The sequence below is a fragment of the Nitrospirota bacterium genome (assembly GCA_016212215.1).
Lineage (GTDB): Bacteria > Nitrospirota > 9FT-COMBO-42-15 > HDB-SIOI813 > HDB-SIOI813 > JACRGV01.
Genome location: JACRGV010000017.1, coordinates 1 through 25,067, shown reverse-complemented (window position 1 = coordinate 25,067; position 25,067 = coordinate 1). Strand labels below are relative to the sequence as shown.

Below are 25,067 nucleotides of genomic sequence, written 5' to 3'. Positions count from 1 at the left end.
TTCTTATATTCCCTCCCCTTCAAGGGGAGGGGTAGGGTGGGGATGGGGTTATTTTCTGATGAACTCCCATGAACCGAGGGTTCACAAAGGGCCATGAAAATCAGCGGGACAAGAAAGTCCCGCCTATCCTCGTAGAAATGGATAGGCGGGGTTTTCTTACCCCGCCGGAAGGGATTTTCGGATGAACCCTCTTGAGCCTTCGGCTCACAAAGGTACATGAAAATGAGGCCCCCTCACCCGGACCCTCTCCCGCCAGGGGAGAGGGATGCAAAGTTTTTCCCCCTCCCTTGACGGGAGGGGGTTAGGGGGAGGGTGAGCTATGGAGATTTTCGGATGAAGGCAAAACCATATGGCATTCAGTGAAATAAAAGGACAGGACAGGGCAATAACGATTCTCAAACGTGCAATAGCTAATGGACGCATTGCTAATACCTATCTCTTCTACGGCCCGGATGGTACAGGTAAAAAAGGAATTGCCGTCAATTTCGCAAAGGTACTCAACTGCCCTAATTATGTAGATGATGCATGTGATGCATGCGTATCCTGCAGGAAGATTAATCAGGGGATTCACCCGGATATTACGCTTATTACAACTGAAAAGGGTGAGATAAAGATAGGGGTAATCAGGGATATAATCAGCGGAATGGCTTATCAACCGCTTGAGGCAAAAAAGAGGGTAATAATAGTTGATGATGCGGATAAGTTCAATCTGTCTTCGTCGAATGCATTTCTGAAGACGCTTGAAGAACCGCCTTTGGATACAGTAATAATCCTTGTGACAGCAAGTCCGGATATGCTGCCGCAGACTGTACTATCACGCAGTCACAAGATAACGTTCGCAAATATACAGCCCCATATTATTTCAGAAATTCTGATAAATAAATTCGGGTTTTCAACTGACAATGCAGAATTTGCCGCATATCTTGCAAACGGAAGCATCAGCAGGGCTGTCTCTTTTTCAACCGAAGATGTAAAGAAGGTGCGTGAAGACGTAACAAGGGTTATTGCAGGGATAGACGGCAACCCGGGTGCATTATTTGATCTCTCAGATAAATACACAAAAGATGAAAATAATTTTTATGATGTACTCTACTGGTTTTATACATATTTCCGTGATGTCTTAATATTCAAAAGCCGGGGCAATTCAGACCTGTTTATCAACAAAGATATGAAGGAAAATATATTTAGAACAAACGATTCAATGACCGTTGAACGGCTGCTTTATTTTATGGATTTCCTGAAGTCCATTTATAAGGGGCAGGAAAGAAACATGAATAAACAGCTTGCAATGGATACAGCAGGTACAAAAATAATAGGGCTGTAAATTTGGAGGACACAACATGGAAATGGAAACAGAAAAAACAAATAATCAGGTATTAGATCAGATACCTGAAATGGAAATAGATCAACAATCCAACCGGATACCGGGAACAAAGATAATAGGGATAAAGTTTAAAGACCAGGGGATGGTGTATCACTTTAACCCTCAGGACTTTTTTGCGTATGTCGGTGACTACGTAATAGTTGAGACTGCTGATGGGGAGGATATAGGAAAGGTTGCTTCACAGCCGAGGTTTTCCTTAAAGATATTAAATAACAGACCCTTGAAAAAGGTATTACGATTACCGAATGCTAAAGACTTATCAAGACTTAAACAACATGAAGAGATCGAAATGAGTGCTTATACCTACTGCCTCGAACGTATAAAAGAACGTGAACTTTCCATGAAGCTGATCAATGTTGAATATACATTTGATGAAAGCAAGATGGTCTTCTACTTCTCTGCAGAAAATCGTGTGGACTTCAGGGAGCTTGTTAAAGACCTTGCATATAAGTATAAGGCAAGGATTGAATTGAAGCAGGTCGGTATACGAGACGGGGCAAGGATGATTGACGGCTTCGGCGCTTGCGGAAGGCCGCTGTGCTGTTCAACATTTTTAATGGAGTTTGCACCTGTCTCTATCAAGATGGCAAGAAAACAGGAGATGGTAATAAACCCTGCAAAAATATCAGGTATGTGCGGCAGGCTTATGTGCTGTATTGCTTATGAACACGGAAATGAAGATGAGAAAAAGTAGGTACATCACCACCCCTATCTATTATGTAAACGACATCCCTCATATCGGACACGCCTACACCACTGTAGCCGCTGATGTTTATGCAAGATATAACCGTTTATGCGGCTATGATGTGATGTTTCTTACAGGAACTGATGAACACGGCCAGAAGGTACAGGAGGCCGCAGCAAAACAGAATAAAGACCCAAAGGTTTATGTAGATGAGATAGTGGTACGGTTTCAGGACCTCTGGAAGTCATTGAATATCTCGAATGACGATTTCATAAGGACTACAGAGGAGAGGCATATAAAGGTAGTTCAGGCAGTACTGGCTGACCTTTATAAAAAGGGTGATATTTATTCAGATACTTATGAAGGGTGGTACTGTCTCCCTGATGAGCGTTTCTGGATGGAGAAGGACCTGGAAAACGGCAAATGCCCTGACTGCAAAAGGCCTGTTGAGCATATCACAGAAAGAAATTACTTCTTCCGCATGAGCAAATACCAGAACTGGCTTATAGAATATATAGCCGGGCATCCTGACTACATCCTGCCGGCATCAAGGAAGAATGAGGTATCCGGCTTTCTCCAGAAAAAACTTGGAGACCTCTGCATATCAAGACCAAAGTCAAGGCTCTCATGGGGTATTCCTCTTCCGTTTGATGATAACTATGTCACCTACGTCTGGTTTGATGCCCTGATAAATTATATATCAATACCTGGTTACCTTACTGACATGGAGAGATTCACGAAATGGTGGCCTGCGGACTTTCATCTGATCGGTAAAGATATTCTCACTACGCACTCTGTATACTGGTCAACCATGCTCCACGCTATAGGTATTGAACCTCCTAATGCCATATTTGCACACGGGTGGTGGACAGTAGGCGGTGAGAAGATGTCAAAGAGCCGTGGAAACGTGGTAAATCCAAATGAAGTTATTAATGAATTCGGTGTAGACCCATTCAGATATTTCCTGCTCCGCGAGGTGACATTCGGCCTTGACGGTGATTTTTCCAGGGATGCAATAGTACGCAGGATCAACAGCGACCTTGCAAACGACCTCGGAAATCTCCTGAGCAGGACGATCACCATGATTGAAAGATATTGTTCCGGTATCATATCTACGCCTTCCCATCTTGAGAGTGAGACTTCCATGAGCATATCACTCAGAATGGGCAACGAAAAACCCCACCCTCACCCTGATCCCCCCTCCTCCCTCCCCCCGCAAAAGAGGGTGGAGGGATTTGGAAGGAACTTAATTGCAGCTCTCCCTGAGGGAGAGGAAATTTCCCTCCCCTTCAAGGGGAGGGTTAGGGTGGGGATGGGGTTATTTTCAACTGAATCTGATAAAAAACTCATAGAGTCTGTGGAAAATCTTTACGAAAAGATAGATAATTTTATGGCAAGACTCGAATTCAACAAGGCATTGAGCACAATATGGGAGGTTATCTCGCTTGCAAACAGATACATAGACGAATCAGCACCATGGGCACTTGCTAAGGATGAAACAAAAAAGGACCGTCTTGCCTCTGTGTTATATAATTCTGCTGAGGTCCTCCGCATCATCACACTGTACATTTATCCTTACATGCCAGGGACAGCAGAAGAGATGTGGAAACAGCTTGGTATTGATGAAGAGATTAGCTCAGTAAATCTTCAGGACAACAGCCGATGGGGATTGCTCAGGCCAGGTTCTAAGATTAGTAAGGGTAAGGTGTTGTTTCCAAGAATAGATATAGAAAAGGTAGCAGTCAGCAGTCAGCAGTCAGCAGAAAATATATCAGAAGTTAGAAGCAAGACGTTAGAAGTAAGAACCCAGATAACAGAAGAAAGGAAAAAGATGTCAGAAACAGCTATACCGGTAACAGAAACTATTTCTATAGATGAATTTGCAAAGATTAAACTCCGTGTTGCAAAGATATTAACCGCTGAAAATGTGCCGAATTCAAAAAAGCTGGTGAAGCTTTCCGTTGACCTTGGTGATGAAACGAGGCAGATAGTAGCAGGGATAGCCGCACATTATCAGCCTGAAGAGCTTGTAGGCAAAAATGTTGTAATAGTAGCAAACCTCAAGCCTGCAAAGCTGATGGGCATTGAATCACAAGGAATGGTGTTAGCCGCAAGCAATGGAGAGATACTAACATTGGTAAGCCCTATACAAGACATTGCACCGGGGGCGATCGTAAAGTAATAATTGTCTGTCAATCCCACGGATATAGAATTCCTCCCCTTTATAAGGGGAGGTTAGGTGGGGTAGTTTCTAATCGGGAGAGTTAAAACACCTCCCCTAACCCCTCCTTGTAAAGGAGGGGAATACTTAGCAGAGTGATACCTGTGCAAACCCTAACTAATATAATTGACACCCACTGCCATCTCACCATGCCTCAATTTGATGCTGACAGGGCAAATGTAATAAAACGCGCATCAGATAACGGCATTGCAACACTTATTACTATAGGCACAGATATAGAGGACAGCAAAAGTGCTGTTAGCCTCGCAGAATCGCATGAATTTATTTACGCAGGTGTTGGTATTCATCCGCATGAGGTAAAGCATTTAAAAGACACTGAAACTGCCGCTAACATACTAAAATCTCTCGCCGGAAAGTCCCCCCTCACCCATCCCTCTCCCCTAAGGGGCGAGGGAAAGAAGAAGGTAATAGCAATAGGAGAGACAGGATTAGATTACCACTATCTCCACTCCCCTGCTGATATGCAGCAACGATATTTCAGGATGCACATAGAAACAGCAATAGCCCTCAATCTCCCTCTCATCATCCACACCCGTGAGGCCAAAGAAGATACCATGAAGATTCTGAAAGAATACTTTAAGGTACAAGACTCCCCCCCTCCCCTTACTCCCCTCCCGCAAGGGGAGGGGAAAGCTGTTAATGGCATATTTCACTGCTTTTCCGGTGACATGGATATGGCGGTACAGGCATTAGCCATGGGATTCTACATATCTTTCTCAGGCGTCATTACCTTTAAGAAGGCGGAGAATCTTCTTGAGATAATTAAATATGTCCCTCTTAACCGCCTCCTCATTGAAACAGACGCCCCCTATCTCACACCCAATCCCTTCAGGGGAAAAAGAAACGAACCCGCTTACGTCAGACACACCGCTGAAAAAATTGCAGAAGTAAAAGGCATTTCAATAGAAGAGACCGCCTCAGCTATTATGAAAAATGCAGAGGAGTTGTTTAAATTCTCACGATAATCGTGAGATGGGCAATTGTTTGGTTGCAACACGCATATCCTCAGCTTCAGGCGCTCCTTGCGGTCCAAAAAGAAAAACATTAACGTCTGGCAACTCCATGAAAGCAGACTCTATTCGTGATTTTACTTCTACCCAACTCAATCCCCCATTGCCGCAACCTAAAGGAGGAATAGCAATAGAACGTATACCTGAATTTCCAATTACCTCAACAAGGGCTCTAAGACCTGAGTCTATATCCTCCATGCGGGATTTTTCCTTCCAATGCCGTTTAGTAGGGAAATTGATGATGTACATAGGGTTTACTATTTTCCTTGTAGAAAAAACGAACATCCTTCCATGTTGCACTTCATGGTGACTGCATGCTTTTCTGTATGCCTCGTAATTATCAGGATAGGCCTGTTTAAACTGGAGAGCAATGCCCTTTCCCATGACACCGACTGTATTTACTGTATTAACGAGGGCTTCAGCATCTGCTTCCAAAAGATTTCCTGTTAATAGTTTAATCATAAGACCTCCCGGTCATTAATAATGACATGCACTAAATGCACCGGCCTGATTATTATAATTTGTTGGGGGAGCGTTTCCTTTTTTTACCGGATTTTCCTATTAATTGTAAAATGTTAATTGGAGGTATAAGTAATGGTGGATTCCCAGTTCTCATTGTGAGATTAGCTATTGTTTCTCGAATAAAAGGGAAGATCAAAGCAGGAGCTTGTATACGCGAAAAACCTTCCAGACTTTCAATATCTTCATCATTTTTAACAGAAAAATATCCAGCAGCTAAAACGGACACACGCAGAGGCGGATTCACAGTTTCCTTAAACAAGGCAACTTCAAGATTTACTATGAGACTTTTTTTTGTCTTGTCTAACTTTCGATTTACTTTAACGGAGAGTTCTACATTAATATCTTCATCGATATTAGAATAATTTGTATTCACCTCAAGATTAGCCTTCTCAAGGATAATCTTGACGAAATCAATTCCCGGCTGCCTATTCTTTTTCATGTTATGCTACTAACTCAAAATCTTGTTTATATGAAGTTTCTGGCGCATCACTAAACTTAAAACCTTTTGTACCCCTTTGCCATTGAGGAACATTAAATACTATAACGGGTTCTCGTTCATAAATTTCCTCACCCTTTTCCCTGAGAGATACTACAAGTTCGAGGTCAAGGGCAGTTGCAATCTTCCTGAGTGTACTTATAGAATAACCCTTATAATCAGTGTCTTCTAACCTTGCAATGGCAGATTGAGAAGTTCCAGTTAACTCTGCCAGCTTTGCTTGGGTAAAGCCTTTTTTTTCTCTAAATAAAGCAATCTCAATAGCAACACGAGCTTTTTCTAAACCCTCGTAGAAATCTTTCTCGAAATCTTTATCTTTGAGTTTTTCCTTTAAATACTCCCTGAACCTTTTCATTTTTTGATCCCCTTTCCTTCTAACCACTTTTTCATTCTTTTTTCAGAGAGATTCAATGCGTCAATAGGTGTACTATTCGTTTTTTTAGCGATACCATGCAACAATATTATTGTTTTCTCATTACGGAAAAAGAATATTCTATATGCATTTGTCCTATAGTCAATTTTCAGTTCCCAAAGTTTGGGGTGATGAGAAAGTTTGGTGCAGTACGAAGAAAGCATCTCAGGCCCTTTCTCTTCTAATAAGGCTATATACTTATATGCCTTTACATTAGCCTTCTTGGGTAAATTTTCTATGAACTCAATAACAGGGTTAGGTTCTTCTTCGTAAAATTCGACTTCAAACTTGAACATATATTATCTCAATTTTGATATATCTGTCAACAAGAAATTAACAGGAAATCCACAGTTGTAAAAATCCTTCCATCGGATCATTTGAAGGATTGCCATCAGATTAAAGAGAGGCAATATATTGGCATAGCGACGAGTACTAGTCAATAATTTTCTGCCACAAATTTTCTGTCACAACCCAAATAAGAAGATAAATATTTTCATCTAACATTTACTCACAAAACAATAAAATAAGGCAATATGGTATATAAAGGTTTGCTATGATGCATCCTCATCCTGATTCTCCCGCCTCATGCGGGATTTGATATTGTAATCTTTCATTTGATCATTTCCCTTCCTACATCTCTATATGCGTTTAGGGTGGCAACTTTAATCGGTTCAGGCACAAGTGGAAATGTGGTGAGGATATAGGCGAATTCTTCTTCTGTCAAACCGTAGAGATGGGCGATGAGGCCGTCAAGCTCGGCTCGGATGCGGTTACGTTCAATTTCATTGGTTACACCGTTTTTATGACTGCCAAGGCCGACTTCCTTTGCTAAGTCGTCAAATTCGGGTGTTGTGCAAATAAGGCGGGCAGCTTTCTCAACAATAGGACGAAACATAGAATCTTTCTCAGTGAGGCGGGGAACAGGGAGTTGCATCATATAGAAGAAATTGCAATGATTGGTAATCTTTTGACGAATCATCCAATCAACAATAAAAGAATTAAAAACGGAAGTCAGAAACACATGTAAAAGCAATGAGTTTGGCCCTTTTGCTGTTGGCAGGGTATTACCGCAGAATACTTTTGGCGGAATGATTGTAGAAACTAAAGTTCTTTCGTTTGTATTCCCTGTAACATCTCTAAAAGCAAGGCGATATTGCTCATAGTCTAACCTCGAATTATTATTACCGTCGAGCTGTTCTCTAGCGTCTGTTTCAGAAACCCAGTATCGTGTATCAGATAATTTGTGGTCAAACTGCCAAATCATCTTCCCTTCATACAACGGCAAACGGCCCGGGGCAGGTTCAGTCTTAAACAGATGGCTGTCATTGGTCATGTGGAATTCATTACATAAAACAAGGTTCCATGTCCCTTCTATCTTTTCCCCCAGTAGTGGAAATCTAAGCATCTTTTCAGCGATATGGATGTCCATGTCGTTCTTGAATTCCATCACCGACAAAGAGTCAGGAGACAGGCGTCTGACAAGCTCTATCGGGATATCCAATGCCCCTTCCTTTGAAAACCTCTCCAGTTCAGATACCTCATGACGCATAAAGGCAGCAGGGAATTTATCTGTGCTGCCACCTTTTGCAAATGTCAGAACTATGAACTTAAAACTGCGGTGTACGCCCTCAAATATTTCTTTGCGATTCTCAAAGCAGAACAGGCCTGTAACCTCTGTCTGATTAAAAAGCATCTCACGTAATTGTTTGGTTCCCAGGTCAGTATAGATTCCGCTTGGGATGACAATCCCGCACTCACCGGCAGGACAAAGCAGGTTATAGCATTGTTCAACAAAGAGCTTGTAGAGATTAATATCCGTGCCCGCCTTTTTGCCATTAATTACGGCAATCTGGTTTTTGTATTGATTGGAACTCCGGAAATACTGGCTTACATGCGGGAAGCGGCTCTGATACTCTATCCATGCATCCCGTATCTCAGCATTCTTCATGAGCTTTGTCTGTTCTTTCTCGAACTCTTTGATGGTCATCTTGTTTTTTGTGACTAACTCCGAATGTTCGGCAAAGAATTCTTTAGCCTGGGGCTTGAATATTTCCCATGGCGGGTTTGTAATGATCGCATCAAAGCCGGCGCGTTTATTGATAATCTCATCAAATTCATACCCCCAGTGAAAGGGAGTAAGCGCCTCGACATCTTTCATGGTAAGACTACGTTTCCCGGGCTTCCCCTCTTTGTTCTTTGCTGTATCCCATGCGGCCTCTTCAAATTTAATCCCAAGATTGGTGAATTCATTGAGCAGTATTTCATTGAGGGTAGCCCTTGCCTCAGTCTTCTTTTTCTCGATATTGTCCCTTAGCGCCCTGAGATCAGGAGCATACGAGGCCGTATGCCTGTAGTCGTCAATCAAACGATTTTTCTCAGACAGCACTTCCCGATAACTCTTGCGGAATAGATCACCCTGACTTGTCCGATTATTAAAGTCTTTGTCATTAACATGCATGAGTCCAATTAAAGAATTTCCTGTAAGTATATTGAAATCAATGTTTGGCAGGGGCTCCAGTTCATCTATACTCCGGGCAGAGGCAACAAGCGCAAGGAAGAGCCGCAGTCTGGCAATCTCGGTCGCCTCTTCCATAATATCTACGCCGAATAGATTGTCCGTGATAATGCTCTTTTTGATGAAATAGGATAATGACTTGTGCTCTGCCTTTGCCTTGCGAAGCCACTCTGTGAGATTGCGGTCATTTACGAACTCTATCTTGCCAATGATCGCTGAGTAGAGGTTTATCAGTGTCTTCATTGCCGCTACCAGAAAGGCACCTGAACCGCAGGCAGGGTCAAGTAGGCTCAACGAAGGCAGAATTTGCATGAGCAATTCACGACATAGGGGAGCATCAAGGTTAAGCAGAAGTTCTGCTATTGAATCAAAACTGCGCGGCTTAAGCACACCCGGAATTCCGGCTGTATTTATCTTATCCAGTATCATCTTATAAATCGTATGCTCACATAGATATCCAGTAATCTCCGGTCTTGTATAATACGCCCCAAATGCCTTCTGGTTTATATATTTCTCAAATATGTACCCGAGGACATCCGGGTTTATCTCATCGTCCCTGCCGCCTGGAATATCATTGAGGTTCCATGAGTAACTGCCAAAGAGCTCAAGTATATTTTCAAATGCCTTATCAGGGATATGAATATTCTTATAATCACTCTCAATCCTATGAGGCAGGAAGAGACCGCCATTAAGATACTTGATGCTGCCTAATAGCCTTCTTGCATCATCACTCCGCTCATTCTCCGGTTTTGCAAAACCCTCAAAGAACAGGGCCTTTAAAAATTGTGAGAAATATTTGTCAGTACCGAACGCCTGTCTGACCTCTGTGAGTTTGTCCTGAAGATAATTGATATTGCCGTTATCAAGGAAATATTTCTGCTGGAGGAAGTAGATGAACATGAGCCGGTTGAGAAGGATAGAGGCATACCAGCGGCAGTCCCTTTCATTATCTATACCTTCAATCAGGGCGATGAAATGAATGCGCTCATCGGAAAACTCGCGGTAGAATTTCTTTGTAACCCGCTCGATATCAAGCGCATCTCTCAGACGCCCTGCAACCTCTGTGACCGGTATATTCCCTGCCTCATCCAGCTCGCTGATATCAACAACCATGGTTCCAAGCTTGCTGAGGAACAGGTCGCCTGGCTGTCCCTTTACATACACATGATCACGGGGATAAATCTTTTTGTTCTCCCGCTTAACCCAGTACCAGATACTTTGAGAACGTATGCTATCTACGAATATCAAAAGGTTTTCATGATGATGCTTAGCTATCTCTTTATATACAGCCGCCCTCTTCCCTGCGTCAGGGATTTTGCCATCCTTTTGCTTAATCTCGAATATTACCACCCCTGATAACTGGGCAATCTGGCGGACTTCATATTCAGTGCCGTCACATACGAGTGGTGCGGCCTTACTCTGAGCAGGCTGTGACCACCCGAGTTCTTCTATAAAGATGGACTTGAAATCAAACTCCTGCAGAAGATTGCGGACTTTTGTAATATCAAGTTTCATCCGAAAATCCCTTCCGGCGGGGTAAGAAAACCCCGCCTATCCCTTTCTACGAGGATAGGCGGGACTTTCTTGTCCCGCTGATTTTCATGGCCCTTTGTGAACCCTCGGTTCATGGGAGTTCATCCGAAAATAACCCCCCCATGCCCCCCCTTGAAAAAAGGGGGGGATTTTCGTTGTCCTTTGTGAGCGTTTCGCTCATGACAGTTCATTCGAAAATCTCCATAGCTCACCCTCCCCCTAACCCCCTCCTTTGCGGGGGGAGGCAGGAGGGGGGGATCCGGGTGAGGGGGTCTTATTTTCATGTACCTTTGTGAGCCCACGGTTCATGAAGGTTATTTATTTATCAATCCCCACTAATCCCAACGAACAGATAATCCTCGGTTCCTGAGTCTCTTCTTCCTCATGGATTATACACAGACGCCCTTCTTCCCGCAAAGCAATTACGAGCTGTGTAAGTGTCTCATCTGAAATACCGCTCCTCAACTGGCGGTTGAGTGTGTCTGTGGCAGTCTGCCGGAGGGGATAACGATAGATTTCGTCAATAGCCTTGAGGAGTTCCGGAGATTCAAACAGTGTCCCTTTGACTGCTTCTAATTCTGGAGCATATCGCTTCAGTCTCTCATAAGTACGGAAGCGGGCGCCTGATGGTCTGCCCAACTGACCACCGACTGATTTTTCCTCTTGTATTATCAGCTCAACGCCTTTCTGCACAAGTTCATGGTGTTTTTCATCACGTGGAATGGCAGGGGTATCAGGCGTGCACTCGGCAGCCTTTAAGATGGTAAATTGGGATTCTGTAACACTATTGCCTTCTTTGTCTATCCATGCCAGTGCATCGCTTCCATCTGCGGTGCGCATGTAAATAAGGACGCCTTCGGGAATTTCACCTGAGCATAACCCCATCCCCACCCTATCCATCCCCTTGAAGGGGAGGGTATTTCCAGAATAATGTTCCCTCTCCCCTGAGGTGACAGGGGAATTTATGGATTTAGCAGAGTAAGTCACAGGCTGTAAAGATGGGATGATCTTTTGCAGTTCGGGGTTTGCAGTTATGGCATTCTTCCATATCTGATACGCATAAGACGCAAGGTCTACCTCTCCGTCAACATCTCCATCCCCATCTATAACGCCGGACTTTTCATTATACAGGTCAAGTATGGCCTGGTCATTGCGGTCGTCTTCAAAGAAGGCTTCATCCGTACCGACAACCTCTGCGTTTTCATGCAGTCTCAGACGGACACGGGCGCGCAGCCTGATTATACGCTCCACACCATCAGCAGGAAGAAATGAATAGCATAAGATATTTTCGGACTTCTGACCTATCCTGTCCACACGGCCTGCCCGCTGTATTAATCTGATAATAGCCCAGGGGAGGTCAAAGTTTACAACTACTGAGCAATCCTGGAGGTTCTGCCCTTCGCTGAGGACATCGGTTGCGATCAGGACACGCAATTCGTCTTCATGTTTTATCCGGTCTCTTTTTCTATTACTCTCAGGACTAAATCGCCATGCAATCTCCGTGGGGTCATCTGAGTCACCGGTTACACCGGCAATCTTTGAGATACCCCTTGCCTTAAGTCCGGCCTCAAGATAGCGGACAGTATCTGCAAACTGGCTGAAGACGATTACCTTTTCATCAGGGTGTTTATTTGCAATAACGTTATAGAGGGCGTCAAGCTTGGTGTCTCTTTCCGGAATCCAGTTCCCGCACTTATGTAGGATTTTCAGCAGTGATTTAATATCCTTACGAAGGTCAGCAGTGAGGTCATTTAGAAACAGGTTCGGCCTTAACCACCTGAAGCGTTTTTTGTATTGTGTTTCATAATCCTTGTAGACCTCGGCGGCGCGGCGTTTAAAATCATCTTCGTCAAATCCCCCCGGCGGGGTTAGAAAACCCCGCCTATCCAGGAATAAATGGAGGATAGGCGGGACATTCTTGTCCCGCCAATTTTCATCATCCTTTGTGAGCTTGTTGCTCACAGATGTTTCATCAATGAATATATCCGCTGTAATATCGTCTTCATCCGAATCTTCATCATATATACGTGAATCAAGCATTTCAGGGTACTGTGTCCCTATAGGGAGGGGTTTTCCGTTTTCAATTGCATGGAGGAATATATAGTTGCGCAGGATATGTCTCTCTATGGAGAGAATAAATGCACTGCCGTTACTTTCAAGGCGCTTAAAGAGATTTGTACGGCAGAACCCCATGAGGCGTTTTCCTGCACGTGAGAGGTCCTGCATGATTTTGGCTTCGGACTGTGAGGGTGGCTCATGAGGAGTTTCTGAGATGTAATTCCCCATGCCATATCTGGGAAGACTGAGACTGTTAATTGCATCAACAACATCAGAGGCATACAGGCGTGCATATTGGTCATCCGGGTTTGTATCGTCAATCCTGAATTTAACTGTCTTAGGTTTGCGGGTTGGAAAATAAGATCTGGTGCCGTCTTCAAAGGTTAAGAACCTTCGGCCGGTTGCAGGTTCAGTCTCTGCATAATTATCCTGGATGAAACTACGCGTCCGCCTCACCATGTAAAGCCTCATAAGATCGCGCCAGTCGTCTGCATGGTCGCTCTTTTCAAATGCAGCAAGTGTATGTACGGAACACTGATGCCTGCGTATGAACTCTGTCTCTCCTAACTCACGGAGCAGTTTCTCGGGGCGTACTCCCAAATCCTTGTCTTCAGGGACAAAGAGGCGTAGCTGGTTAGAAAGGTCGCGATAGTTTTTGTTATATGGTGTTGCAGACAGCAGGATGCACCTGCTTTCATTTTTTTGTATATAATCATAAATTGCATGATATCGCTTGCCTTCACGGTTTCGGAGGTTGTGACTTTCATCCATTATAATCAACCGGTACCTCGGCAAATCAGGCAGTTCATTTATGGCACGTGAAATGGAAAGGACTTTTGCCCGCATACGATATTGATGCACATAGTCTTCCCACATCTTGGTAAGATTTTTGGGGCAGATGATGAGTGTCTCAAGTCCAAAATCATCCTCAAAGATACGGGATAGGGCTGTTGCCATGAGGGTTTTCCCAAGCCCGACAACATCACCGAGCAGGACACCGCCGCGTTTATGCAGATGATGGGCAGCTATTTTTACGGCAGCGGTCTGGAATTCAAATAACCTTTTTCCAAAATCATGCGGTATCCGGAATTCGGCAAGACCGGCACGTGCCTCCTGTGCAAGGTGATAGGCCATATTGATGTAAAGGTAATACGGTGGGATAAGGTCTTCCCGTGCCCAGCTTTCGGCGATGATGCTTACTAGATCTTCAGATATATCCAGACACCATCTATCATTCCATCTATCATCAAACCATTTTGAAAGCTTATTGCAGGCATCATGGTCCAGCACATCAATATTCAATTCGCCCTGCTGTGATAGTCCGGCAAATGTCAGGTTACTGCTTCCAAGAAAACCTGTAGCAGGGTTTATGGGGTCAGAACGGAAGAGCAGGTAGAGCTTTGCATGTAAAGGGTGCCTGAGGAATAATTTAACAACAACCTTTTTCGCCTTAATCTGGGCGGCAAGCCTGCGGAGACCGGCCTCATCTTCATTAGAAGGGATGCCATAAGTCAATTGTTCCCTGAATTCTTCTGCGAGTTTCTTTTTGATGCGAATCGCTGTCTGCCGGTCAATCCCCTTGTCAGATTTAATCAGACTGAATGCAGATATAAGCTCTTCATTAGGAAGCCTCTGCATACCAACAAGAAGACGACAGCAATTGTCCTTGCCGCCTGCCCATTCTTCAATGTAAGAATCAAGCTGTTTCCAGCCCCGGAGATTGAAGTAGCCTACGCAGAAGTCGGCACGCTCGGAAACATTTAGAGTCTCACGAAGGGCCGTAAGAAGTTCCTGTTCTATATTGTCGAAAATACGGGGCATGTTTACCCATATTATATAATCATTACTTAAACTGCAAGGGTAATTGACGGAACCATTTCCTGTGCGAATTTATAGTATTTTCTACAGCGGCCAGAAAATAGGGATAAAGATCATGGATAGTACGAAGGCTACAAAAGTTAGCGGCAGGCCGACGCGGATGAAGTCTATGAAACGGTATCTGCCGGGGCCGTAGATAAGGACACAGGCCGGTTCAAGGGGGGTGATGAATGAACATGAGGCGGCAATGGCTATGGTCATTGCGAATGTCCTTGGGCTTACACCAAGCTGGAGGGCAACGCGAATGGCAATGGGCAATATAATTAAACCGGCGGCTACATTGGACATAGGTTGGGTGAGTGCAACTGTTAGGATAAAAAAACTCCCGAGGAGTGCATATATACCATACGGCTCTGCAAAACTTATGATCAAGTCCGCAAGAAATTGTGCGGTACCTGATTTCTCAAGCGCAACCCCCATACCTATCATACCGCCGATTAGTATAAGTAGATGCCAGTTAACCGCCTTGTAGACCTCGTCAGTATAAAGACATTTGAAAAGAACCATCAGCACCGCCCCTGCAAGAAATGAAACAGATATGGGTACTATGCCTACTCCACCGGTGACGACTGCTCCAAGAAATATTGCAGTGGATATGGCAGCCTTTTTAGTGCGGAAATGTTCAGGTGTAACATCTCCTACTAATATCAGCTTTAAGACAGAGCTTAATGAATCCACACGTTCCTTATCCCCCTGGATTAAGAGTACATCCCCAACACGTAGAGGAATCTTTCCAATCTTGTCACATAGGCTTGTACCGTGCCTGTAATGGGCAACAACAGAGATTCCGTAAGTATGCCTGAAATGGAGCTCTTTCAAGGTTTTTCCTTCAAGGAGTGAGTCTGCGGCTATTACTGCCTCAACCATCCTGACGTCACCGGCTTCTAAATCCGCTTCTCCATATTTTATGCCTGATTTTATCTCTACCCCTTTTGCCTGGTCAGCCCTTGCGAGCTTATCAATACTTCCGACAACAAGTAAGGAATCTCCGGTTTCAATTATATAGTGGTCACCCGGCATATAAACATTCCGGCTGTTTCTGATTATCCCTACTACTGTCAGGTCATGCAGGCTTCCGAGTGTCCCGTCAGTTATCCTTGTCCCTACAAGCTCTGAAGCCGGCTTAACCTTCAACTCTGCCAGATACTCTCTTATGTCATAGCCTTCCATTACGGTTTCCTCTCCCCTTGAAGGCAGAAGCAGACGTCCTATAGTAATGAAAAATATTATTCCTCCAAAACAGATTATTAATCCGATCGGCGTAAATTCAAATAATGAAAAAGGCTTGATATTATAGGACGACAACATCCCGGATACCGCTATGTTTGTAGATGTGCCTATGAGCGTAGCCATACCGCCTAACATTGAACCGAATGCAAGAGGCATCAGGAGCTTGGAAGGATTTATTTTTGCAACCCTTGATACACTTACCGCTGCCGGAAGAAGGATAGCTGTGGCGGCAACATTGTTTATCCATGCTGAAATAACACAAACAGTGAGAAGAAAAACAAACATCAGCCGGGTTGGACTTCTGCCTGCCTTTTTAAGAATAACGTGGGCAATCCTGTCCGCCACACCTGCCTTGATAAGGCCCTCTGTCATTATGAGTACACTGCCTATCATAACAAGGGCATCGTTGCTGAACCCGCTGAATGCCTCTTGAGGTGTAAGGATCTTAAAAAATATAAGCGTAAGTATAGATAGAATGGATACAATATCAACAGAGAGTTTCTCTATGGAATAAAGAACCACTGCGGCAAGTAAGACTATAAGTGTAATAATTATTTGTGTACCGGGCATAGCAAAGGGCATTATACTTGACAAGCCTTTCGCTTTTCAAGTAAATTAACTTGACCTGAAAGAACGATTGATTACACCATACCTTATTTTCCCCTCCCCTTGCGGGAGGGGATGCAGGGGAGGGGGAAAATATTATTTCCTGCGAGAGTGGCGGAACTGGCAGACGCACTGGACTTAGGATCCAGCGGGCAACCATGGGGGTTCAACTCCCCCCTCTCGCATTCAAAGACAGGTAATGAGGTACCCACGAAAATTCCCTCTCCCTCAGGGAGAGGGCCAGGGTGAGGGTGGGGTTTTTCAGATAAGGTAGCATTTAAACATTTTTAGCAACAAAGAATTGGAGAAAGACAGCATGAAGTTTGATATTGAAGTGGTCTCAGATATTAAAAGGGTGTTTAAGATTGAGGTTCCGGCAGAGGTTATCTCAAAGGAGTTTTCAGATGCTTATGATGCACTGAAGAAAAGGGCAAGGATTCCTGGGTTCAGGCCAGGCAAGACCCCCGTATCTATACTTGAAAAAAGATTCGGTAAAGAGGTGGAAGAGGATTTGATAAAAAAGATTGTACCTGACTATTATCTTAAAGCCGTTAAGGAGAGCGGACTCACCCCTGTTTCTATGCCGGAGATTGAGATACTTGACATAAACAAGGGAGAACCGCTGATTTTTACTGCCACAGTAGAGGTCAAACCAAATGTGGAGGTTGTAACATTTGAAGGCATAGAGCTTAAAAAGGAAGAGGTAACGGTTACTGAAGAGGAGATAGACAGCAGGATAAAAGAAATATTGGATATGAATGCACAATTGGAAGTCGCGGAAGAAAACTACCCTTTAGCAAACGGTGACTTTGTGCAGATTGATTATACCGGATACAAAGACGGCAAGCCTGCCCCAGGCATTGACCGCCAGGACGTGTTGTTTCAGGTCGGCACAGGACAGTTCGGACCGGAATTAGATGCAGGAGTGCTTGGTGCCCGCAAGGGGGAAGAAAAAGAGGTAATGATTCCTGCAGATAACTTAATGCTTAAGGTAACGATACAGGAGGTCAAGAAAAAGGTTTTGCCTGAATTAAATGATGACTTTGCGAAAGATGTAGGAGGTTTTAATTCTCTTACTGAACTAAAAGACAGTGTCAGGGAGAAATTAACTGATGAAAAAACTGATACACTTAATGGAAAATATAAAACAGAGATTGTAAAAAAACTTATTGAACGTCACCCGATAGAGGCACCTCCTGCAATGGTTGAAAGGGAGATGGGGAGATTCCTTTCAAGGACAAAGAAGTATATGAATAGGCAGGGTGCTTTTGAACCTGAAGAGGAAAAATCTATTAGAGAAAAATATACCCCTTATGCTGTAGAAGAGATAAAGGGAGACATACTCCTTATGGCAATCGGAGAGCAGGAAGGTATAAGTGCAACAGATGAGGAAGTAGAGAACGAGATAAATAAGATGGCCAAAAAGCATAATCAGGATGTGCAGAGAGTTAGGAAATCCATAGAAGCCTTGGATAATGGCATGGAAGGATTAAGGATTAGGGTTACGGTGGAAAAGGTTTTAGGTCTTGTTAAGGAAAAGGCCATCTGGAGTTAAACAAAGGAGACAAAATAAAATGCTGGTACCTATTGTAATAGAGCAGACAAGCAGGGGAGAGAGGGCTTATGATATATACTCACGTTTGTTAAAAGACAGGATAATATTTATAGGCACTCCGATTGATGATAATTTTGCAAACATAATAATTGCCCAGCTTCTGTTCCTTGAAGCAGATGACCCTGATAAGGATATTTATCTTTATGTAAACTCACCCGGCGGGGTTGTTACCTCCGGCATGGCAATCTATGATACCATGCAATATATAAAGCCTGATGTCTCTACAATTTGTATCGGACAGGCTGCAAGCATGGCGGCGCTTCTGCTTGCTTCAGGGGCAAGGGGAAAACGATATGCACTCCCGAATGCAAGGGTCATGATCCATCAGCCATTGGGCGGATTTCAGGGCCAGGCAACTGATATAGAAATCCACGCGAAAGAGATATTGAAGATTAAAGACAACCTTAATCAAATCCTTTCAACACATACCGGCCAGCCTATCGAACGTATACGTCAGGATACTGAGCGTGATTACTTTATGTCTGGTGTGGAGGCAAAGGACTATGGTATTATAGATGAGGTAATTAAGGAAAGGGTACCTAAAGTACCTAAGAGTTAAATAACAGGAGGTTGAAGTATTTATGGGAAGTCAGATTAAAGGTAAAGAAGGCGATGTACGCTGTTCCTTTTGTGGAAAGGGCAAGGCAGAGGTAAAAAAACTAATAGCAGGGCCGACTGTCTATATCTGTAATGAATGTGTTGACCTGTGCAACGATATACTCGGTGAGGCGTGGGAAGAGGAACGCACTGTTGAATCTGTAAAACTTCCCAAGCCATCAGAGATAAAAGACATCCTCGACAACTATGTTATAGGCCAGGAACGTGCAAAGAAGATCCTTGCAGTTGCAGTGCACAATCATTACAAAAGGATATCTGCAAATATCCGTATAATGAGTGATGTTGAACTTCAGAAGGGAAACATCCTGCTTATCGGTCCGTCCGGAACAGGTAAGACACTTCTTGCACAGACACTTGCAAAGATTTTAGATGTACCTTTTACAATAGCAGATGCCACAACGCTTACTGAGGCAGGTTATGTCGGGGAAGATGTAGAAAATATTATCCTCAAACTTCTTCAGGCAGCAGACTATGATGTAGAGAGGGCGGAGAGAGGCATTGTCTATATTGATGAGATAGATAAGATAAGTAAAAAGAGCGAGAACCCTTCGATTACAAGGGATGTGTCGGGCGAAGGCGTACAGCAGGCATTGCTGAAGATTATTGAAGGGACAATCGCCAGTGTCCCTCCGCAGGGCGGCAGGAAACACCCGCATCAGGAGTTTGTACATGTTGACACCTCAAATATCCTTTTTATCTGCGGTGGAACATTTGTCGGCCTTGAAAATCTCATTAAAAAGAGGCTCGGTAGTTCAACCATAGGTTTTGGATCTGAAGTTGTAAGCAAACAGAACCACAGGATTGGAGAAATCCTGGGCAAGGTACAGACAGAAGACCTTTTAAAATTCGGGCTGATACCTGAGTTTATCGGACGTCTGCCGATTGTTGCTACATTGAATGACCTTGACCATGAAGCCCTTGTTAAGGTATTAACAGAGCCGCGTAACGCCATTGCAAGGCAATACAAGAAACTTTTTGCCATTGAAAATGTATCCCTGCGTTTCACTGACAGTGCTGTAAATGCTATAGCAAAGAAGGCTGTTGCCCTTAAAACAGGGGCAAGAGGGTTAAGGGCTATTATAGAAGAGGTAATGCTTGAGATCATGTATGATCTGCCTTCAAACAGAAACATCAAAGAATGTATTATCAATGAGGATGTAATCCTTGGGCATTCCAAGCCGATTCTTATATACAACAACGAGCAAGAGGCAAAGTCAGCATAAGCCTTTCTTCCAGCTTAGTTGTACTTTTAATAACTAAAGGGTTCAATGGTCTGAACGGTCAAGTGAAAGACAGTACATACTTACCTTGACCCCTTGAACCCTCAACCCTTGAACCCTATTTTTAAATTATGATACCTTTAATCTCAGTAGATAAGATAATGAGCAGAAATATTGCTGCAATTGACTCTCATGAGCCTATTGTATCTGCGGCTAAGATCATGAAACAGCAGAAGACAGGGAGTCTTTTAGTAAAGCGTAATGAAAGCCTTGTCGGTATTGTTACTGATGTTGACATGACAAGAAAGGTTCTGGCAGGAGAACTGGATCAGTATGTAACTCCGGTTGAGGCTGTAATGAGTTCGCCTTTCTATACTATTGATGCAGAAGATTCAGTGGCAAAGGCAAATGAGATGATGACTCAATACAATATCCGTCATCTGGTTGTGACAGAAGGCGGTGTCCCTGCGGGAATAATTTCAGCAAGAGATATCCTTGAACCCATATATGAAGAAGAAGGTTCTATCCCCTTCTGGCCTAATCACGCATTAAAGGAGATAGGTGCGGCATTTCTATTGATCGCAATTCTTGGAACACTGATACTCTTGTCACCTGCACCAATGGAACCAAAGGCAGACCCTCTTACAACACCTGAGCACATAAAACCTGAATGGTTTTTTCTTGCTGCATATCAGATACTGAAGTTTGCAGAGATATTAAGATTTCTTGGAGACTGGGCGCCTAAGGTTATCGGCATCCTCTTTGAGGGGGCATTTGTATTTCTCCTTTTTGCAGTGCCTTTTATTGATAAGAATCCGGAAAGGGCTTACAGAAAAAGGCCTATAGCAATCGGGCTTGGGATTCTCTTCGCCCTCATCTTCATGATATTTACTGTATGGGGACATATATCATAGACTAAAGAATCAGAAGTAAGAAGTTAGAGGCAAGAAGTTAGAAGTAAGATTGCCTTAATGAACGAAGGAGGAAGAATTCTCTCCCCTTCAAGGGGAGGGTTAGGGTGGGGATGGGGTGATTTTCGAGTGAATAATAAAAAATCAAAAAATATATTCAAATATAGTTATAAAATAACTCTATCTCTGTTTATAATTACTTTTGCATATTTGCTCAACACCTCCAGCCTTGCCGGGGCACAGGAAACAAATCCTGATTCGCTTATATCCATTGGGAAAGAGGTTTACAATCTGAAAGGATGCAGCGGCTGTCATAAGATTGCAGGCAGCGGAGGCGATATGGGGCCTGACCTGACGAACGAAGGTAACATAGTACCTCATGACGCAGCATGGCATAAAAAGCACTTCAAAGACCCCCAGTCCGTTGTCCCTAATTCAACAATGCCTAACCTTAGCCTGTCGGACAAAGAGATAAATGCGCTTACTGCATTCATGCAAAGTCTCAGGAGTGTGGATCTGCCTAAGGACATAGAAGGAACCATAAAACTCGCCCATGAAAAACTTGATGAGGCAAGAAAAGGGATTGATGAAATAAAGAAGAGCGGGTTTAACGTGGATAACCTTGAAGTAAAATACATAGACGGATGGACCCATCTTGAGACTATTAATAACATGATATACACCCACAATCTCACAGGTGTCTCAAAAGAGACTGAAGATGCAATCAACCTGGCAAAAGAGATAATGGAAGATGTACATTCATATAAAAAAGAACTTGAACACAGGATAGTACAGGGGTTAATATTGATAGTCCTGTTTGTGATAATAGGAGTTCTGGTGTTTATTAAGGTACTCACGATATTAAATGCAAGTGAACAGGCAAGTAAAGCAGTGAATAGTAAATAGTTAATGGTGAATAGAAGTAAGACATAAAAAGTAAAAGGTAAAAGGTAGAAACAGAACATTCCCTCCCCTTCAAGGGGAGGGTCAGGGTGGGGATGGGGTTATTTCCAGATGACCAAAATTGAAATATGCGCACCCGCCGGCAACCTGCCATCTGTGAAGGCTGCGGTTGATAATGGTGCTGATGCAATATATATGGGATTCTCAGGGGATACTAATCTCAGAAACTTCCCTGCACTTAATCTGACTGATGATGAAGTATACAAGGCCATACAGTATGCACATGGGAAGAATAAAAGGGTTTTTATCACTGTAAATGCGTATCCGCAGGAAAAAGAGCTTCCACTTGCTTATGACGTGGTAGATAAGGCATACAGCTATGGTGCTGATGCTGTGATAGCCTCTGATATTGCAGTACTATCTTACGCAAGAACTAAATATCCCGGGATGAGATTGCACCTATCTGTTCAGGCAAGCGCCTCAAATGTTCGGTCCATAGAATTTTTCCGTAAGCATTTCGGGATAAAGAGGGTTGTACTTCCGAGGGTACTGACACTCGATGAAATCAGAGAATTGAGAGACCAGACAGATATAGAGATTGAGATTTTTGCACTCGGCCTGCTCTGCATCAACAGCGAAGGCCAGTGCTTCCTCTCCTCATATATTACCAGCGAGTCCATCAACACTTATGGCGCATGTTCCCACCCCAAATTTATTAATTTTGAAGAAGATGCTGATAATGAAGGGGAAGGGACATTAAAGATACTCTCAAACAATGTACTACTGAATAAATACTCTCCAATGGAAGAGGTCGCATACCCGACTCCATGTAAGGGGAAATATTACAATAAGGCTACTGATAAGCTGAATAATTCCATTCAGGACCCTGAATCCCTAAATGTAATCGAGATACTCCCTGAGATTATACAGACAGGGATAAACTCCATAAAGATTGAGGGAAGGCAGAGGAGCCGCTCTTATGTTGAAAAGGTTGTCAGCACGTTCAGAGAGGCTGTTGATAATTACTATAGTAATTCCCATTCTGTCATAGACAGATCCAAAAGGGAGAGTCTTCAGACCCTTTTTGAGGGGCTTTCACCAAGTTACGGTTGTTACAAAGGAAAATGAAGATCACCCTCGGCCCAATCCCCTTCCTGTGGGATAAAGAAAGGATACTCTCTTTTTATAAAGAGATAGCAGACAGCCCTGCCTCTGTTGTTTACATTGGAGAGGTCGTATGCAGTAAACGCTCTGTCCTTGGTATTAAGACACTAAGTACAATCGCTCAGATATTGAAGGACGCCGGTAAAGAGGTCGTCATCTCGACATTCGGCCTTGTCACTAATAAGGCAGAACTCGATTTTATTGAATCCCTGCATGAGTTGCCGTTTCCAGTTGAGGCCAATAATCCGGGAACACTGAATATATTTACGGATGGAGCCCATATGAACGACTCGCTCACAAAGGGGCATGAAAATCAGTGGGACAAGAATGTCCCGCCTATCCTCGGTTTATTCACGGATGTGGAACCATCCCCATTTGTGGATAGGCGGGGTTTTCCAACCCCGCCGGAGGGATTTTCGGGTGAACCTTCCTCAGCCTCTCATTCCCGAAGGGATTTAATCGGCGGCCCTCACCTTGCCGTTTACAATGCCCCAACCGCACAATTTTTCCATAAAACAGGTATAACGAGACTCGTATTCATGCCTGAATTAGAAAGGCGGGCAATAGAGACCATCTCTCAATCCATCCCTTCCTGTGAAAAAGAGATAATTGTATTCGGCAACCTGCCGCTTGCATTTTCATGGAGGTGCTACACTGCGCGTGCTGTAAATCTCTCAAAGACAAATTGTGCAATAGTATGTAAAAATTATCCTGATGGTATGCCGCTTGAAACCATGGATGGCATGTCATTGTTCAATATCAACGGCACACAGCTCATAAGCAGTAGAAAGGTCTGCATGGTTGAACAGATAGAAATAATAAGAAAAATAGGTATAGAAAATATACGCATAATACCGCAGATACAGAACACAACTGATATTATAGATATATTTTCTAAAGTAACAGAGGGCACAATGTCTGGGCAGGAGGCCCTTGAAATATTAAAGTTATACGCCCCGGAGGGGATTAGTAATGGCTGGTTCTATGGAAAACCGGGATGGGAGTATGTGGAAAAAGATCCTGCTGAGGTTGGCGCCGGACATTCTCCACAATCTTATATTCAGGACGATCTTAGATAAGACACTAAATAAGAATCCTGAAATCCGTAAAAGATTAACTGAAATAAACGGTAAGACATTTCTCTTAGAGGCAAGGGATATAAACAAGAGTTATGTCTTTTATGCAGATAACGGCTCAGTTAAAGTAGATTTCGGAAAGAAAAGAAAGCCCAACGTTATCATGCAGGGTAACTTTGATACCTTCATGAGCCTGTTCCTGCATAAGGCCGACGCCGACAGCCTCTTCTTCTCAAGAAAACTGGTAATAAAGGGAGAGGTCAAGACATCCGTTTTTTTTAAAAATCTGTTGGAGCATTTGTAACCTTTACTCATAGCATCATGAGAACACACGTTAAATTAAGTTGATGCCTTATATTTTAACCAAATAACTTCTTCAGCTTATTGCCTGCATCTTCCTGAATACATAGATAAGTGATGTCCGATGTTTCAAGGCATGAATGAACATCAATCATTTCACATACTTATAAATTATTTGATAAAAACTCTGCTATAATTCCTCTTTTTAATTGTTCACGACAGAATTGATTCTGATAGTTTCTAAGACAGCCATAGCAACTTGTTTCATTACCACAGCTACAATTATTTACACGCTCAAACACGCTATTAAGCACCCCTTCAAGATTATTTTCATCAACGATGCGTTTAACATGACCAGCACCGCCCGGAACGTTATCAAACAGTACAAGCACGGTCTTTCCCTCATACGGATATAAACAGTTTTCTTTCTTTCATCAGCCCATTTCATTTCTTTGTTTAATTTATCCCTTAACTTTTGATCCTTGGCATCAAGCCACTCACTCTCTTTTTTCTTGTAGAATTCTTGCAACCTAAGGTATTCATCTCTTATTTGTATATTACAAAAAAAATCTACTCCTCTGAACTTGGGATAGACATTAAGTCAGGCCGGGAGGAGGAACTCTTTAAATGGTTCCTTGCCTGCCTGCTTTTTGGAAAGCCTATACAGCAGGAGGTGGCAAAACGCACTT

Annotated in this window: 20 protein-coding genes and 1 tRNA gene; 13 read left to right on the top strand and 8 right to left on the bottom strand. The window is 43.3% G+C overall.

The window, feature by feature from the left end; all coding sequences use genetic code 11:
• The first annotated feature begins 349 nt into the window (after positions 1 to 349).
• The 4 genes from HZA08_02065 (at position 350) to HZA08_02050 (ending at position 5,276) form a co-directional block, all read left to right on the top strand.
• Positions 350 to 1,324: a DNA polymerase III subunit gene (locus HZA08_02065; GenBank protein ID MBI5192208.1), complete on the top strand. Its 975-nt coding sequence runs from the start codon at positions 350 to 352 to the stop codon at positions 1,322 to 1,324.
• 16 nt (positions 1,325 to 1,340) lie between these two features.
• Positions 1,341 to 2,078, top strand: coding sequence for a stage 0 sporulation protein (locus tag HZA08_02060; protein ID MBI5192207.1), 738 nt, complete (start codon positions 1,341 to 1,343; stop codon positions 2,076 to 2,078).
• Positions 2,047 to 4,251, top strand: coding sequence for a methionine--tRNA ligase (metG, locus tag HZA08_02055; GenBank protein MBI5192206.1), 2,205 nt, complete (start codon positions 2,047 to 2,049; stop codon positions 4,249 to 4,251). Before HZA08_02060 ends, metG begins: the two co-directional genes overlap by 32 nt.
• Positions 4,252 to 4,439: 188 nt before the next feature.
• The gene (locus tag HZA08_02050; GenBank protein ID MBI5192205.1) at positions 4,440 to 5,276 is read left to right on the top strand and encodes a TatD family hydrolase; all 837 of its coding nucleotides are present in this window, start codon (positions 4,440 to 4,442) and stop codon (positions 5,274 to 5,276) included.
• Here HZA08_02050 and HZA08_02045 read toward each other — a convergent pair.
• The 7 genes from HZA08_02045 to HZA08_02015 all read right to left on the bottom strand — a co-directional run bounded on the left by HZA08_02045 (position 5,268) and on the right by HZA08_02015 (position 16,535).
• A complete protein-coding gene (locus tag HZA08_02045) occupies positions 5,268 to 5,783 on the bottom strand; it encodes a macro domain-containing protein (GenBank protein MBI5192204.1) in 516 nt (171 codons plus the stop codon). The genes HZA08_02050 and HZA08_02045 overlap by 9 nt on opposite strands.
• A 52-nt stretch (positions 5,784 to 5,835) precedes the next feature.
• Complete coding sequence (locus HZA08_02040) at positions 5,836 to 6,282, bottom strand: protein-export chaperone SecB (protein MBI5192203.1); 447 nt, start codon at positions 6,280 to 6,282, stop codon at positions 5,836 to 5,838.
• A gap of 1 nt (position 6,283) precedes the next feature.
• Positions 6,284 to 6,694 (bottom strand): XRE family transcriptional regulator, encoded by a 411-nt coding sequence (locus HZA08_02035; GenBank protein ID MBI5192202.1) that lies wholly within the window; start codon positions 6,692 to 6,694, stop codon positions 6,284 to 6,286.
• Entirely contained in the window at positions 6,691 to 7,047 is a 357-nt protein-coding gene (locus HZA08_02030) for a type II toxin-antitoxin system RelE/ParE family toxin (protein ID MBI5192201.1), read from the bottom strand. Before HZA08_02030 ends, HZA08_02035 begins: the two co-directional genes overlap by 4 nt.
• Before the next feature lie 314 nt (positions 7,048 to 7,361).
• Positions 7,362 to 10,781, bottom strand: a complete 3,420-nt coding sequence (locus HZA08_02025; protein MBI5192200.1) for an ATP-binding protein — start codon at positions 10,779 to 10,781, stop codon at positions 7,362 to 7,364.
• 336 nt (positions 10,782 to 11,117) lie between these two features.
• Positions 11,118 to 14,678, bottom strand: a complete 3,561-nt coding sequence (locus tag HZA08_02020; protein ID MBI5192199.1) for an NgoFVII family restriction endonuclease — start codon at positions 14,676 to 14,678, stop codon at positions 11,118 to 11,120.
• Between the two features lie 81 nt (positions 14,679 to 14,759).
• Positions 14,760 to 16,535, bottom strand: a complete 1,776-nt coding sequence (locus HZA08_02015) for an SLC13 family permease (protein MBI5192198.1) — start codon at positions 16,533 to 16,535, stop codon at positions 14,760 to 14,762.
• 141 nt (positions 16,536 to 16,676) lie between these two features.
• On the opposite strand from HZA08_02015, the gene HZA08_02010 reads away from it, so the two are divergent.
• The 9 genes from HZA08_02010 to HZA08_01970 all read left to right on the top strand — a co-directional run bounded on the left by HZA08_02010 (position 16,677) and on the right by HZA08_01970 (position 24,382).
• A tRNA-Leu gene (locus HZA08_02010) sits at positions 16,677 to 16,756 on the top strand.
• A 131-nt stretch (positions 16,757 to 16,887) separates the two neighbouring features.
• Positions 16,888 to 18,126, top strand: coding sequence for a trigger factor (tig, locus tag HZA08_02005; protein ID MBI5192197.1), 1,239 nt, complete (start codon positions 16,888 to 16,890; stop codon positions 18,124 to 18,126).
• A gap of 19 nt (positions 18,127 to 18,145) precedes the next feature.
• Entirely contained in the window at positions 18,146 to 18,745 is a 600-nt protein-coding gene (gene clpP, locus HZA08_02000) for an ATP-dependent Clp endopeptidase proteolytic subunit ClpP (protein MBI5192196.1), read from the top strand.
• Positions 18,746 to 18,767: 22 nt separating this feature from the next.
• The gene (clpX, locus tag HZA08_01995) at positions 18,768 to 20,027 is read left to right on the top strand and encodes an ATP-dependent Clp protease ATP-binding subunit ClpX (GenBank protein MBI5192195.1); all 1,260 of its coding nucleotides are present in this window, start codon (positions 18,768 to 18,770) and stop codon (positions 20,025 to 20,027) included.
• Positions 20,028 to 20,155: 128 nt separating this feature from the next.
• Entirely contained in the window at positions 20,156 to 20,938 is a 783-nt protein-coding gene (locus HZA08_01990) for a CBS domain-containing protein (protein MBI5192194.1), read from the top strand.
• A 126-nt stretch (positions 20,939 to 21,064) separates the two neighbouring features.
• On the top strand, positions 21,065 to 21,841 hold the full coding sequence (locus HZA08_01985) for a cbb3-type cytochrome c oxidase subunit II (protein ID MBI5192193.1): 777 nt from the start codon (positions 21,065 to 21,067) through the stop codon (positions 21,839 to 21,841).
• A gap of 108 nt (positions 21,842 to 21,949) precedes the next feature.
• Complete coding sequence (locus HZA08_01980) at positions 21,950 to 22,966, top strand: U32 family peptidase (protein MBI5192192.1); 1,017 nt, start codon at positions 21,950 to 21,952, stop codon at positions 22,964 to 22,966.
• On the top strand, positions 22,963 to 24,081 hold the full coding sequence (locus tag HZA08_01975; protein MBI5192191.1) for a U32 family peptidase: 1,119 nt from the start codon (positions 22,963 to 22,965) through the stop codon (positions 24,079 to 24,081). Before HZA08_01980 ends, HZA08_01975 begins: the two co-directional genes overlap by 4 nt.
• Positions 24,032 to 24,382, top strand: coding sequence for an SCP2 sterol-binding domain-containing protein (locus tag HZA08_01970; protein MBI5192190.1), 351 nt, complete (start codon positions 24,032 to 24,034; stop codon positions 24,380 to 24,382). Before HZA08_01975 ends, HZA08_01970 begins: the two co-directional genes overlap by 50 nt.
• 160 nt (positions 24,383 to 24,542) lie before the next feature.
• On the opposite strand, the gene HZA08_01965 is transcribed toward HZA08_01970, so the two are convergent.
• Positions 24,543 to 24,770, bottom strand: a complete 228-nt coding sequence (locus HZA08_01965) for a DUF1998 domain-containing protein (GenBank protein ID MBI5192189.1) — start codon at positions 24,768 to 24,770, stop codon at positions 24,543 to 24,545.
• Between the last annotated feature and the right edge of the window lie 297 nt (positions 24,771 to 25,067).